This window comes from Streptomyces sp. NPDC051636 (genome assembly GCF_044453765.1).
Lineage (GTDB): Bacteria > Actinomycetota > Actinomycetes > Streptomycetales > Streptomycetaceae > Streptomyces.
Map to the genome: position 1 here is coordinate 81,948 of NZ_JBITDA010000009.1, position 14,094 is coordinate 96,041.

The window sequence follows — 14,094 nt, forward strand, 5'->3', positions numbered from 1 at the left end:
TGATGTGTCGCAAATGTAAAGATCATGCGGTGGGAATGTGCTCCCATGTCCCGCTCGTCACGTCACTCCAGGAAAAACTGTCACCCCCGTTTGAACACGTCGCGGCCCACATCCGTACCGGTGGGCGAGCGACCGACTGGGGGAACCCCCGGACACCGGAGGTGGGCGTGCGCAAGGATGCGGCCGTGGCCAATGAACGTGGATCGAGGGCCCGACATCGCATGTCCCAGCCCTCGGAACCTGACGAGGAGCTGATGCGTGCTCTGTACAGAGAGCACGCCGGACCCCTGCTTGCGTATGTCCTGCGCCTGGTTGCCGGAGACCGGCAGCGTGCTGAGGACGTCGTGCAGGAGACGCTCATCCGTGCCTGGAAGAACGCCGGTCAGCTCAATCGAGCGACCGGATCGGTACGCCCCTGGCTGGTGACGGTCGCACGCCGCATCGTCATCGACGGCCACCGCAGCCGGCAGGCCCGGCCGCAGGAGGTCGATCCGTCGCCGCTGGAGGTCATCCCCGCGGAGGACGAGATCGACAAGGCGCTGTGGCTGATGACGCTGTCGGACGCGCTCGACGACCTGACCCCTGCCCACCGGGAGGTTCTCGTCGAGACGTACTTCAAGGGGCGTACCGTCAACGAGGCGGCCGAGACGCTGGGCATTCCCAGCGGCACGGTGCGGTCTCGGGTGTTCTACGCCCTGCGGTCGATGAAGCTGGCACTGGAGGAGCGGGGGGTGACGGCGTGATGAGTGTCTACGGTGGATTCGGAGCGGGTGGTCCGGGTATGTCTGGACCCATGACCCCCAGGCAGGGTTCTCCGGTGCCCAACGAGCACGAGACCGTCGGCGCCTATGCCCTCGGGATCCTCGACGACGCCGAAGCAACCGCTTTCGAGGCACACCTCGCCACCTGCGAGTGGTGCGCCCAGCAGCTCGACGAGCTCGCCGGGATGGAGCCGATGCTGGCCGCCCTGGCGGACCTGCCCGGCACCGGGACACCCGCGATCAGCGAGTCCCTTTCCGCCAAGCCCACCCCGCGGCTGATGGACAGACTCGTCGACGAGGTCGCCGAGCGCCGCGCCCAGAAGCGCCGCCGCACCTTCTTCATGCTGGCCGCCGCGGCCGCGCTGATCATCACCGGCCCGGTGGCCGTGATGGCGGTGAACGGCGGCGGCGACTCGGGCGGCCGGACCGCCACGCCGCTGGCGGCCACCGCCAGGGACACCTTCAACAAGATGACCGACAAGGTCACGGCCACGGACGCGAGCACCAAGGTCACCGCGACCGTGGCGATGGCGAAGAAGGACTGGGGCACCTCGGGGGTCGTGCAGCTCAGCAACGTCAAGGGTCCGCTGAAGTGCTCGCTCATCGCCGTCGGCAAGAACGGCGAGCGCGAGACGATGACCTCCTGGTCGGTTCCGGAGTGGGGCTACGGCATCGCCAATGCCAAGACGGAAGAGGCGAAGCAGCCGCTCTACGCCCAGGGCGGCGCGGCCCTCACCCCGAACGAGATCGACCACTTCGAGGTCATGACCTTCGACGGCAAGAAGCTGGTCGAGGTCGACGTGTAACGCCTGGCAGGCAGGTTCGGCCGGCGGATGACAGGGCTTCCGGCCAGCACAGGCGAGCAAAGGCCGGCCCGGCGACGTCCGCCGGGCAGGCCTCTCGCTTCGACGGGCCCCCTTCGCGTACGGTTGACGGCTGCCCAGCACGTCAGAAGGGGGCCCGGTGGCCGCTCAGGCTCAGCAGAAAACCGCGGTCGGCTCGGTTCACGACACAGGACACGACTCCGTGCGGGACCGGGAGATCAGCGTGGAACAGGTACACCTGGACCGGGTGTACCGCCGCCTCGAGGAGAAGATCCACGAGGCGGAGTTCCTCATGCGCGACGCGGCCAAGCGCGGCCAGGTCGGCACCCCCGGCGCGCTCGCCGAGCGGGACGCGCAGGTCTTCCGGGCAGGCGTCCACCTGAACCGGCTGAACAACGAGTTCGAGGACTTCCTCTTCGGGCGGATCGACCTGCTCCACGGCAAGGACGGCAAGAAGGGCCCCGACGGCGCGTACACCGCGGTCGAGCCCGCCGAAGGCGCCGTACGCGAGGACGGCACGGCCGACATCGCCGAGACCCTGCACATCGGCCGCATCGGCGTCCTCGACCAGGACTACGCGCCCCTGGTCATCGACTGGCGGGCCCCCGCCGCGGCCCCCTTCTACCGCTCCACCCCGGTCGACCCCGGCCGGGTGGTCCGCCGACGGGTCATCCGCTCCAAGGGACGCAGGGTCCTCGGCGTCGAGGACGACCTGATGCGCCCGGAGCTGAAGGCCTTCCTGCACGGCGACGAGCTGCCCGTGATCGGCGACGGCGCCCTGATGGCCGCCCTCGGACAGGCCCGCACGCACACCATGCGGGACATCGTCGCCTCCATCCAGGCCGAGCAGGACCTGGTCATCCGCGCTCCCGCCGCCTCCGTGACGTACGTCGAGGGCGGCCCGGGGACGGGCAAGACCGCCGTCGCGCTGCACCGGGCCGCCTACCTCCTCTACCAGGACCGGCGCCGGTACGCGGGCGGCATCCTGATCGTCTCGCCGACCCCGCTGCTGGTGGCCTACACCGAGGGCGTGCTGCCCTCCCTCGGCGAGGAGGGGCAGGTCGCCATCCGCGCGATCGGCTCGCTCGTCGACGGTGCCGAGGCCACGCTGTACGACTCCCCGTCCGTGGCCCGCGCCAAGGGGTCGTACCGGATGCTGAAGGTGCTGCGGAAGGCGGCCCGGGGCGCGCTGGAGCTGGGGCCGGGTGCCGCGCGTTCCGCGGCCCCCGGCCGGCCGGCCTCCGGCGACGACGACACCGGCGTACCCGGGACGGCCTCCGCCGATCCGCCCACCCGCCTCCGCGTCGTCGCCTTCGGGCGGCGGCTGGAACTGGCGGCGGACGAGGTGGAACGCGTCCGCCGCACCGCCCTGGGCGGCACCGCGCCCGTCAACCTGCTCCGCCCCCGCGCCCGCAAGCTGCTCCTCGACGCCCTCTGGGCCCGGTCCGGCGCGGCCGGCCGCCACACGGACCCGGAGCTGGCCGCCGAGCTGCGGTCGTCGTTCGACGAGGACGTCAGCTCGGAGGACAGTTTCCTCACGTTCCTCGACGCGTGGTGGCCCGAGCTGACCCCGAAGGCCGTCCTCGCGGCCATGGCGGACGAGAAGCGCCTCGGCCGCTGGGCCCGCCGGATCCTGAACCCGGGCGAGGTCCGCCGGGTCGCCCGCTCCCTGAAGCGGCACGGATACTCCGTGCACGACATCGCGATGCTCGACGAGCTCCAGGCGATCCTCGGCGCCCCCGCCCGCCCGAGGAAGAAGCGCGAGCCGGACCCGCTGGACCAGCTCACCGGCCTGGAGGAGCTGATGCCGGTCCGCGAGGAGTCGCAGCGCGAGCGGGCCGAGCGGCTGGCGCAGGAGCGCACCGAGTACGCGCACGTCATCGTGGACGAGGCGCAGGACCTGACGCCGATGCAGTGGCGGATGGTCGGCCGCCGGGGCCGGCACGCCACCTGGACGGTCGTCGGCGACCCCGCCCAGTCCTCCTGGTCCGACCCGGACGAGGCGGCCGAGGCCCGCGACGAGGCCCTGGGCACCCGCCCGCGCCGCCGCTTCCAGCTCACCGTGAACTACCGCAACCCGGCGGAGATCGCCGAGCTGGCCGCGAAGGTGCTCGCCCTCGCCATGCCCGGCTCCCAGGCCCCCTCGGCCGTACGGTCCACCGGCATCGAGCCCCGTTTCAGCACCGCCCGGGACTCGCTGGCGAAGACCGTGCGCGCGGAGGCCGGGCGGTTGCTGGACCTGGTGGACGGCACGGTCGGCGTGGTCGTCGCCATGCACCGGCGCGCGGAGGCCGCGCGCTGGCTCGCCGGACTCGGTGACCGGGTGGTGGCGCTGGGCAGCCTGGAGGCGAAGGGCCTGGAGTACGACGCGACGGTGGTCGTCTCACCGGCGGAGATCGCCGACGAGTCGCCGGCCGGGCTGCGCGTGCTGTACGTCGCGCTGACCCGGGCCACCCAGCAGCTGACGGTGGTCTCCGGGGAGCGGGACGAGCCGGACGCGAACGGGGTGCCGGATCTGCTCAGGGACTGAGTTGCCGTGGGGCGTTTCCTGTGAACTGTCCGCAGGGGAATGGTCTTACGGGATCCGTTTGTTAGCCTGGGTGTGGCACCGGCCCGATCCAAGCCCCCGGGCCCAACCTTCGTCGCTACGAGCGACCACTTGCCGCGAGGCGAGCATGGCGGGTCGGTGCCACTGAACTTCCCAGAGGTCCACGTCCGATGTGACGTGGACCTCTTTTGTTGAGAACACAACGTTCGCAATTCAGCCTGGCTAACTCCTACTGGGCGGTAGGTGCGACGATCGGACGGCATTGCCCGCTACACGGTGAAAGCAGAGGAAGTCGGCCATGGCAACGGCGCCCAGCGTCTCCTACTCGATGACCATCCGGCTGGAGGTGCCCGCGAGCGGAACGGCCGTCTCGCAGCTCACCACCGCCGTGGAGTCCTCCGGAGGCTCGGTGACCGGCCTCGACGTCACCGCGTCCGGTCACGAGAAGCTCCGTATCGACGTCACCATCGCGGCCACGTCGACCGCGCACGCCGACGAGATCGTCGAGCAGCTCCGCGGCATCGAGGGTGTCACGCTGGGCAAGGTCTCGGACCGTACCTTCCTCATGCACCTCGGCGGCAAGATCGAGATGGCGTCGAAACACCCCATCCGCAACCGTGACGACCTCTCCATGGTCTACACGCCGGGTGTGGCCCGCGTCTGCATGGCGATCGCCGAGAACCCCGAGGACGCCCGCCGCCTGACCATCAAGCGCAACTCCGTTGCGGTCGTGACGGACGGCTCTGCCGTGCTGGGCCTGGGCAATATCGGCCCGAAGGCCGCGCTGCCGGTCATGGAGGGCAAGGCGGCCCTCTTCAAGCGCTTCGCCGGCATCGACGCCTGGCCGATCTGCCTCGACACCCAGGACTCCGACGCGATCGTCGAGATCGTCAAGGCGATCGCCCCCGGGTTCGCCGGCATCAACCTCGAGGACATCTCCGCGCCCCGCTGCTTCGAGATCGAGGCCCGGCTGCGCGAGGCCCTCGACATCCCCGTCTTCCACGACGACCAGCACGGCACGGCGATCGTCGTCCTCGCCGCCCTGAAGAACGCACTTCGCGTCACCGGCAAGGCGATTGACGACATTCGCGTCGTCATGTCCGGCGCCGGCGCGGCCGGTACGGCCATCCTGAAGCTGCTCATCGCGGCGGGCGTGAAGAACGCCGTCGTCGCCGACATCCACGGTGTCGTGCACGCCGACCGAGAGGACCTCGTGGACGCCCCGGCCGGCTCGGCGCTGCGCTGGATCGCCGACAACACCAACCCCGAGGGCCTCACCGGCACGCTGAGGGAGGCCGTGCGCGGCGCGGACGTCTTCATCGGCGTCTCCGCCCCGAACGTCCTCGACGGCGACGACGTGGCCGCCATGGCCGAGGGCGCGATCGTGTTCGCGCTCGCGAACCCGGACCCCGAAGTGGACCCGGCAATCGCCCGGCAGACGGCCGCAGTTGTGGCCACCGGCCGCTCGGACTTCCCCAACCAGATCAACAACGTGCTGGTGTTCCCGGGCGTCTTCCGCGGCCTGCTGGACGCGCAGTCCCGCACGGTGAACACCGAGATGATGCTCGCCGCCGCGCAGGCGCTGTCCGACGTGGTGACCGAGGACGAGCTGAACCCGAACTACATCATCCCCAGCGTGTTCAACGACAAGGTCGCGGGTGCCGTGGCCGGCGCGGTGCGGGAGGCGGCCAGGGCGGTCGGTGCGGCGTCGTAGCCTGTGAGCATCGCCACGGCCGGGCGTCGTACCGGCGCGTCGTGGAACCCGGAACCGTGAGTGGCCATCTAGGGTGTCGGCCACGCTCAGGCACTCTCTTCGTGTGACTCCCAAGGGTGTTCTCACGACTCCTACGGGTGCCGGATTGGCTTTCGCGCCGCAGGTAGGGGCAGGATGCGTCCCTGGGCGCGTGGGTCTGGCGACGGACCCGGGTCCGGGGACTCACCGAGGACCCTGGCAGCATCGGCTTCGCTGTGCCCAACATGCGGCTCCGCCGCGTGGCACGCCTCAACGGTAAGAAGAACACGGGAGTAAGAACATGAACCGCAGTGAGCTGGTGGCCGCGCTGGCCGACCGCGCCGAGGTGACCCGCAAGGACGCCGACGCCGTGCTGGCCGCGTTCGCCGAGACCGTCGGCGAGGTCGTCGCCAAGGGCGACGAGAAGGTCACCATCCCTGGCTTCCTGACCTTCGAGCGCACCCACCGTGCCGCTCGTACCGCGCGTAACCCGCAGACCGGTGAGCCCATCAACATCCCGGCCGGCTACAGCGTGAAGGTCTCCGCGGGCAGCAAGCTCAAGGAAGCCGCCAAGGGCAACTGACCTTGCCGCCTGTACACCACGGGACGGTGTACGGCCTGTAGGACGCCGATGGGGCGGCACCCGGACTTCCGGGTGCCGCCCCATCGTGGTTGCTCCCACAAACGGCCTCGAACGCCGGCCGGGCGGGACCTACCCGAGCGCCTTGCCCGGCAGCTCCACCTTCGCGCCCAGCTTCATGAGCTTCTCCATGAAGTTCTCGTAGCCGCGGTTGATGAGTTCGATGCCGTGGACGCGGGACGTGCCCTGGGCCGCCAGGGCCGCGATGAGGTACGAGAAGCCGCCCCTCAGGTCCGGGATGACCAGGTCGGCGCCCTGGAGCCTGGTGGGGCCGGAGACGACCGCGGAGTGCAGGAAGTTGCGCTGGCCGAAGCGGCAGTCGGAGCCGCCCAGGCACTCGCGGTAGAGCTGGATGTGGGCGCCCATCTGGTTCAGCGCGGAGGTGAAGCCCAGGCGGGACTCGTAGACCGTCTCGTGGATGATGGACAGACCCGTGGCCTGGGTCAGGGCCACGACGAGAGGCTGCTGCCAGTCCGTCTGGAAGCCGGGGTGCACGTCCGTCTCCAGCGCGATGGACTTCAGCTGGCCGCCGGGGTGCCAGAAGCGGATGCCCTCGTCGTCGATCTCGAAGGCGCCGCCCACCTTCCGGTAGGTGTTCAGGAACGTCATCATCGAGCGCTGCTGTGCGCCCCGGACATAGATGTTCCCCTCGGTCGCCAGTGCCGCCGACGCCCAGGAGGCGGCCTCCAGGCGGTCCGGGAGGGCGCGGTGGGTGTAGCCGCCGAGCTTGTCCACACCGGTGACGCGGATCGTGCGGTCGGTGTCCATCGCGATGATCGCGCCCATCTTCTGCAGAACGCAGATCAGGTCCTCGATCTCCGGCTCGACGGCCGCGTTGGACAACTCCGTGACGCCCTCGGCGAGTACGGCCGTCAGCAGCACCTGCTCGGTCGCGCCGACGGACGGGTACGGCAGCCGGATCTTCGTACCGCGCAGCCGCTGCGGCGCCTCCAGGTACTGCCCGTCGGCCCGCTTCTCGATGACCGCGCCGAACTGCCGCAGCACGTCGAAGTGGAAGTCGATGGGCCGGCCGCCGATGTCGCAGCCGCCCAGACCGGGGATGAAGGCGTGCCCGAGACGGTGCAGAAGGGGGCCGCAGAACAGGATCGGGATACGGCTGGAACCCGCGTGGGCATCGATGTCAGCGACGTTCGCGCTCTCCACGTACGTCGGATCGAGCACCAGCTCGCCCGGCTCCTCACCCGGACGGACCGTCACCCCGTGCAGCTGCAGCAGGCCGCGTACGACGCGTACGTCACGAATGTCCGGAACGTTGCGCAGTCGACTCGGCGCACTGCCCAGCAGGGCGGCGACCATGGCCTTGGGCACGAGGTTCTTCGCGCCGCGGACACGGATCTCGCCCTCCAGCGGGGTGCCGCCGTGGACAAGCAGGACATCGTCGTTGACGGTCATGAATCTCGCGTTCCGTGGAGTTGGGCAGGGGCCGGCCGATCACTTTTGGGCAGGGGCCGGAGAGACAGGGTAATCGCCCATCACCCCCCTGCCGTAAGCCCAAGGACCGCCCAGCTACGTCATAGCTGTGTCACAACACGAACGGTTCCCCGCCGGGCACATCGGGTCACCGCCGTGGCGGTGCGCGCGGGGGACGCACCGGTGCGCCCGCCCGTCTCCCGCCACCACCCTCGAACGAGGCCCTGCCGGGCCGCACCTCTCGATCCGAGCTGCGTTCACTCCCGGAGCCTGATTGGCTCCCCACGTGAAGGGAAGATGCGGGATCATGTCTGGCATGACCGAGGTGTCCTCGCTCACAGGGCGGCTGCTCGTGGCAACGCCCGCCCTGGCGGACCCGAACTTCGACCGTGCGGTGGTGCTCCTTCTCGACCACGACGAGGAGGGCTCGCTCGGCGTCGTCCTCAACCGTCCCACCCCGGTGGACGTGGGTGACATCCTGGAGGGCTGGGCCGATCTCACCGGCGAGCCCGGCGTGGTCTTCCAGGGCGGCCCGGTGTCGCTGGACTCGGCCCTCGGCGTCGCGGTCATCCCCGGCGGCGCGAACGGCGACCGCGCTCCGCTCGGCTGGCGCCGGGTGCACGGCGCGATCGGCCTCGTCGACCTGGAGGCCCCGCCGGAGCTGCTCGCCTCGGCCCTCGGCTCCCTGAGAATCTTCGCCGGGTACGCCGGCTGGGGCCCCGGCCAGCTGGAGGACGAGCTGGTTGAGGGCGCCTGGTACGTGGTCGAGTCGGAGCCCGGCGACGTCTCCTCGCCGTCCCCGGAGCGACTCTGGCGCGAGGTGCTGCGCCGCCAGCGCAACGAGCTGGCGATGGTGGCCACGTATCCGGACGACCCTTCGCTCAACTGAAGGGTGCCGGCTTTCAGTACCCTGGGGCCTATGAGCACTCTCGAGCCCGAGCGCGGGACTGGTACGGGGACCCTCGTTGAGCCGACGCCACAGGTGTCCCACGGCGACGGCGACCACGAGCGCTTCGCCCACTACGTCCAGAAGGACAAGATCATGGCGAGCGCCCTCGACGGCACCCCCGTCGTGGCGCTGTGCGGCAAGGTGTGGGTGCCGGGCCGCGACCCGAAGAAGTACCCCGTGTGTCCGATGTGCAAGGAGATCTACGACTCCATGGGCGCCGGCGGCGACGAGGGTAAGGGCGGCGACAAGTAGTCCTTCTTCCCGGCCCGGGATGCGCGAGGCCCTCGGGGCGCGTTTTGACGCGCCTCGGGGGCCTTTGCCGTTTCTGTCGTTGCACGGTGTGCTGCACGCGGTCACAGAGTGGTTGAGACCTCTTGTCGTCGTGTTCATGTAGTCCCTAGCCTGCGGAGTGTTGTGCAGGGCAAAACAGCCATTGCATATGTTGCAACGCTTGGAGGCTCGCTCCATGAAGCTCCCCGCTCGACTGGCCGTGCTCGCGGCCGCCGCCCTGGTCGTCACCGCCTGCGCCCCTCAGACATCCGACAACTCCTCCTCCGGCAAGGACGAGAAGACGGGCACCCTGCGCGTCTGGCTCTTCCAGGAGGTCGGCAACAAGCCGAAGGAACAGGTCGTCGACTCCGTCGTCGCTGACTTCGAGAAGGCCCACAAGGGCACGAAGGTCGACGTCGAGTACATCCCGATCGACACCCGCGCCCAGCGCGTGAAGGCCGCCTTCAACGACCCGAAGTCCGCCCCCGACGTCATGGAGTACGGCAACACCGACACCGCCGGCTACGTCCACGACGGGGGACTCCTCGACGTGACCGAGGAGTTCGGCGACTGGAGCGCGGCCAAGGACACCGACGCCACCGCCAGAGAGTCGGTCACCGTGGACGGCAAGGTCTACGGCGCCCCCTTCTACGTAGGCGTCCGTGCCCTGTACTACCGCACCGACGTCTTCGAGGACCTGCACCTGGAAGTCCCGAAGACCATGGCCGAGCTGGCGTCGACAGCCCGCAGCATCCACGCCGCGAGGCACGACCTGTACGGCCTGGTCGTCGGCGGCGCCTACACGTACGGCGCGATGCCGTTCGTGTGGGCCGACGGCGGGGAACTCGCCACCGGCAAAAACGGTTCGTACGCGTCCGCCATCGACAGCGCCGCCGCCCAGAAGGGCATCGAGGCGTACACCTCGCTCTTCGGTGACGACAACTGTCCTGCCGCCAAGTGCGCCGGGATGGGCGGCAACGACACGGTCACGGCGTTCGCCGCCGGCAAGGCGGGCATGGCGATCGGCGGCGACTTCAGCCACACCGCCGTCGAGGCGGGGAAGGTGAAGGGCAAGTACGCGGTCGTACCCCTGCCGGGAGTGACGCCCGGCTCGATCGCCCCCGCCTTCGCGGGCGGCAACAACATCGGCGTCCTCAAGAGCACGTCGCACCGCACGCTCGCCGTCGACCTCATGGAACAGCTCGCCTCGAAGAAGACGCAGGCCTCGCTCTTCGACGCGATGGGCTTCCTGCCGACCTTCGCGGACGTACGGCAGCAGGCGGCGGAGAAGGAACCGTTTGTGAAGCCGTTCGTTCGGACGCTCGCCGCGGGCACCAAGTTCGTGCCGGCCTCGCCCGCCTGGGCGCAGATCGACTCCTCGCTGGTGTTGCCGACCATGTTCCAGGAGATCGTCAGCGGCAAGAAGGATGTGGCGACGGCCTCGAGGGACGCGGCCAAGAAGATGAACGACGCGTTCCGCTCCGTGGGCTGAACCGTGGTCGCGCAGAACACGGTGGCCGTGCAGAAGCGGCCCGCGCTCTCCACGGCCCCGGTACCCAGGAGGCGGAACCGGAGCGGCTGGACCCCGTGGCTCTACCTCGCGCCCGCCCTCGCCGTCCTCGGTGCCCTGCTCGTCTATCCCATCTACCAGCTCGGCCTCATCTCGTTCTTCCGGTACACCCAGGCCCAGGTCAGCGGCGGCGCACCGACCACCTTCCAGGGGTTCGGGAACTACGCCGAGCTGTTCGGGGACGAGCAGTTCTGGCAGGTACTGCTGGCGACGGTCCTGTTCGCGGCGGTGTGCGTCGTGTCGACGCTGGCGGTGGGCTGCGCGCTCGCCGTGCTCCTCACGCGCGTGCGCGCCCTGCCGCGGCTCGCCCTGATGCTGGCCGCGCTGGGGGCGTGGGCCACCCCGGCGGTGACGGGCTCCACGGTCTGGCTGTTCCTCTTCGACCCCGACTTCGGACCGGTGAACCGGATCCTCGGGCTCGGTGACCACTCGTGGACGTACGGGCGCTACAGCGCCTTCTTCCTCGTCCTGCTCGAAGTCGTCTGGTGTTCCTTCCCGTTCGTGATGGTGACGGTGTACGCCGGCATCCGCGCCGTACCCGCCGAGGTGCTGGAGGCCGCCGCCCTGGACGGCGCCTCGCAGTGGCGGATCTGGCGGTCCGTGCTCGCGCCGATGCTGCGGCCGATCCTGACCGTCGTCACCATCCAGTCGGTGATCTGGGACTTCAAGGTCTTCACCCAGATCTACGTCATGACGAACGGCGGCGGCATCGCGGGCCAGAACCTCGTCCTGAACGTGTACGCCTACCAGCAGGCGTTCGCGTCGTCCGAGTACGGCGCCGGTTCGGCGATCGGCGTGGTGATGCTGCTGATGCTGCTGGCCGTCACGCTCGTGTACCTGCGGCTGCTGCGCCGGCAGGGGGAGGAACTGTGAATCTTGTACGGGGGCGTGTGCAGCGCCCGTGGCGACTGGCCGCCGAGGCCTCGGCCCTGCTGGTCGCGGTCGTCGTCGCCTTCCCCCTCTACTGGATGGTGCTCGGCGCCTTCAAACCGGCCGGGGAGATCGAGTCGGCCGAGCCGCGGCCGTGGACCGCGTCGCCCTCCCTCGATTCCTTCCGGCGGGTCTTCGGACAGCAGGAATTCGGACGCTACTTCGTCAACAGCCTTGTCGTGGCTTGCTCTGTCGTGGTCGTCTCGGCACTGGTCGCGTTTCTCGCGGCGACCGCCGTCACGCGCTTCCGGTTCCGCTTGCGGACCACCTTGCTGATCATGTTTCTGGTGGCCCAGATGGTGCCCGTGGAGGCCCTCACGATCCCCTTGTTCTTCCTCATGCGGGACTTCGGCCAACTCAACACGCTGGGCTCGCTGATCCTGCCGCACATCGCCTTCTCACTGCCCTTCGCGATCTGGATGCTGCGGGGGTTCGTGAAAGCCGTGCCGGAGGCGCTGGAGGAGGCCGCGTACATGGACGGAGCGAGCCGTGGGCGCTTCCTGTGGCAGATCCTTTTCCCGCTCGTCTTCCCCGGGCTCGTGGCCACGAGCGTGTTTTCCTTCATTTCGGCCTGGAACGACTTCCTGTTCGCCAAGTCGTTCATCATCAGCGACACGTCCCAGTCGACGCTGCCGATGGCGTTGCTGGTGTTCTTCAAGCCGGACGAGCCGGACTGGGGCGGTGTGATGGCCGCGTCCACGGTGATGACGATTCCGGTGCTGGTCTTCTTCGTACTCGTACAGCGACGGCTGGTCTCCGGGCTGGGCGGAGCGGTTAAGGACTGACGTGGTGGATGTGATTCCCGGGCCCGGTCATGTGACGACCTACGGAGCCCGCTTCTTCGAACTGGGCCGGGAAACGAGGCTGGCCGCGGGCGACGGCACGCAGCGCACGGAACGCTGGCTGCGGGCCACGCTCGGCGCGGCCACCGGCCTCCCGCTCCACCCTGGGCCGGGTGAGGGGGACGATGTCATCCGGCTGTCCGTCCATCCGGCGGTCACCAAGGACCTCGGCGAGGAGGGCTACCGCCTCGCCGTCACGCCCACGGGCGTGCTCCTGGTGGGCGGCGGGCCGCCCGGTCTCTTCTGGGGCGCCCAGACGCTGCGTCAACTGCTTGGCCCGGACGTCTTCCGGCGCGCCCCGCTGCCGGGCGGGAACCGGCGGCTGCCGCTGATCCGCGTCCAGGACTCCCCCCGCTTCCGCTGGCGCGGTCTCATGCTCGACGTCGCCCGGCACTTCATGCCGAAGGACGGCGTGCTGCGCTACCTGGACCTGATGGCCGCGCACAAACTGAACGTCCTGCACTTGCATCTGACGGACGACCAGGGCTGGCGCGTCGAGATCAAACGTCACCCGAGGCTGACCGAGGTCGGCTCCTGGCGGGCGCGCACGAAATTCGGCCACCGCGCCTCGCCGCTGTGGGTGGAGAAGCCGCATGGTGGCCACTACACCCACGACGACATCCGGGAGATCGTCGCCTACGCCGCCGAGCGGCATATCACCGTCGTCCCGGAAATCGACGTACCGGGCCACTCGCAGGCCGCCATCGCCGCGTATCCGGAGCTCGGCAACACCGACGTCATCGACACCACCGTCCTTTCCGTCTGGGACACCTGGGGCATCAGTCCCAACGTACTCGCCCCCACTGACAACACCCTTCGCTTCTACGAGGGGGTGCTGGAGGAAGTGCTCGCTCTCTTCCCGTCGGAGTTCGTTCACATCGGCGGCGACGAATGCCCCAAGGAGCAGTGGAAGCGGTCTCCGGCCGCGCAGGCCCGCATCAGGGAACTCGGCCTCGCGGACGAGGACGAACTGCAGTCCTGGTTCGTCGGGCACTTCGCGAAGTGGCTTTCCGCGCGCGGGCGCCGGCTCATCGGCTGGGACGAGATCCTGGAGGGCGGCCTGGCCGAGGGCGCGGCCGTGTCGTCGTGGCGCGGGTACGGCGGTGGCATCGCCGCCGCGCGGGCCGGTCACGACGTGGTCATGTGCCCCGAGCAGTACGTGTACCTGGACCACCGTCAGGACGCCGGCGCCGACGAACCCGTACCGATCGGCTTCGTGCGCACCCTGGAGGACGTCTACCGCTTTGAACCGGTTCCGGAACAGCTCACCGGGGAGGAGGCCCGGCGTGTGCTGGGCACCCAGGCCAACGTGTGGACGGAGGTGATGGAGGACGCCGCGCGCGTGGACTACCAGGCCTTCCCGCGGCTCGCCGCCTTCGCCGAGGTGGCCTGGAGCGCTCTGCCCGCCCCGGCGGAACGGGACTTCGCCGGTTTCGAGCGACGGATGGCCGCCCACTACCGGCGGCTCGACGCCCTGGGCGTCGCCTACCGCCCGCCCGCCGGGCCCCGGCCGTGGCAGCGGCGGCCCGGGGTGCTCGGGCGGCCGATCGAGGGACCGCCCCCGAACAGGTAGACCAAAGTGGACAAGTGGGCGAAA

The 14,094-nt window shown here is 69.7% G+C and carries 12 protein-coding genes; 11 read left to right on the forward strand and 1 reads right to left on the reverse strand.

Annotation, left to right across the window (positions count from 1 at the left end):
- Positions 1-221: 221 nt before the first annotated feature.
- From ACIBBH_RS18215 to ACIBBH_RS18235, 5 genes are all read left to right on the forward strand, one after another.
- Positions 222-743: a sigma-70 family RNA polymerase sigma factor gene (locus ACIBBH_RS18215; RefSeq protein WP_010039908.1), complete on the forward strand. Its 522-nt coding sequence runs from the start codon at positions 222-224 to the stop codon at positions 741-743.
- Positions 744-793: 50 nt separating this feature from the next.
- Complete coding sequence (locus tag ACIBBH_RS18220; protein ID WP_399405666.1) at positions 794-1,567, forward strand: anti-sigma factor family protein; 774 nt, start codon at positions 794-796, stop codon at positions 1,565-1,567.
- A 157-nt stretch (positions 1,568-1,724) separates the two neighbouring features.
- Positions 1,725-4,115, forward strand: coding sequence for a HelD family protein (locus ACIBBH_RS18225; RefSeq protein ID WP_399405668.1), 2,391 nt, complete (start codon positions 1,725-1,727; stop codon positions 4,113-4,115).
- Between the two features lie 316 nt (positions 4,116-4,431).
- A complete protein-coding gene (locus ACIBBH_RS18230; RefSeq protein ID WP_399405670.1) occupies positions 4,432-5,847 on the forward strand; it encodes an NAD-dependent malic enzyme in 1,416 nt (471 codons plus the stop codon).
- 319 nt (positions 5,848-6,166) lie between these two features.
- Entirely contained in the window at positions 6,167-6,448 is a 282-nt protein-coding gene (locus ACIBBH_RS18235; protein WP_205361234.1) for an HU family DNA-binding protein, read from the forward strand.
- A 129-nt stretch (positions 6,449-6,577) separates the two neighbouring features.
- Here ACIBBH_RS18235 and murA read toward each other — a convergent pair whose 3' ends face one another.
- Complete coding sequence (murA, locus tag ACIBBH_RS18240) at positions 6,578-7,918, reverse strand: UDP-N-acetylglucosamine 1-carboxyvinyltransferase (RefSeq protein WP_399405672.1); 1,341 nt, start codon at positions 7,916-7,918, stop codon at positions 6,578-6,580.
- 334 nt (positions 7,919-8,252) lie between these two features.
- Here murA and ACIBBH_RS18245 point away from each other — a divergent pair, with 334 nt between their 5' ends.
- The 6 genes from ACIBBH_RS18245 to ACIBBH_RS18270 all read left to right on the forward strand — a co-directional run bounded on the left by ACIBBH_RS18245 (position 8,253) and on the right by ACIBBH_RS18270 (position 14,070).
- The gene (locus tag ACIBBH_RS18245) at positions 8,253-8,825 is read left to right on the forward strand and encodes a YqgE/AlgH family protein (protein WP_399405674.1); all 573 of its coding nucleotides are present in this window, start codon (positions 8,253-8,255) and stop codon (positions 8,823-8,825) included.
- A gap of 30 nt (positions 8,826-8,855) precedes the next feature.
- Positions 8,856-9,137, forward strand: coding sequence for a DUF3039 domain-containing protein (locus ACIBBH_RS18250; RefSeq protein WP_133931397.1), 282 nt, complete (start codon positions 8,856-8,858; stop codon positions 9,135-9,137).
- 214 nt (positions 9,138-9,351) lie between these two features.
- Entirely contained in the window at positions 9,352-10,647 is a 1,296-nt protein-coding gene (locus ACIBBH_RS18255; RefSeq protein WP_399405676.1) for an extracellular solute-binding protein, read from the forward strand.
- Positions 10,648-10,668: 21 nt separating this feature from the next.
- The gene (locus tag ACIBBH_RS18260; RefSeq protein WP_399405951.1) at positions 10,669-11,598 is read left to right on the forward strand and encodes a carbohydrate ABC transporter permease; all 930 of its coding nucleotides are present in this window, start codon (positions 10,669-10,671) and stop codon (positions 11,596-11,598) included.
- Complete coding sequence (locus tag ACIBBH_RS18265) at positions 11,595-12,440, forward strand: carbohydrate ABC transporter permease (RefSeq protein ID WP_399405678.1); 846 nt, start codon at positions 11,595-11,597, stop codon at positions 12,438-12,440. Before ACIBBH_RS18260 ends, ACIBBH_RS18265 begins: the two co-directional genes overlap by 4 nt.
- 4 nt (positions 12,441-12,444) lie before the next feature.
- Positions 12,445-14,070, forward strand: coding sequence for a beta-N-acetylhexosaminidase (locus ACIBBH_RS18270; RefSeq protein ID WP_399405953.1), 1,626 nt, complete (start codon positions 12,445-12,447; stop codon positions 14,068-14,070).
- Positions 14,071-14,094: the final 24 nt, after the last annotated feature.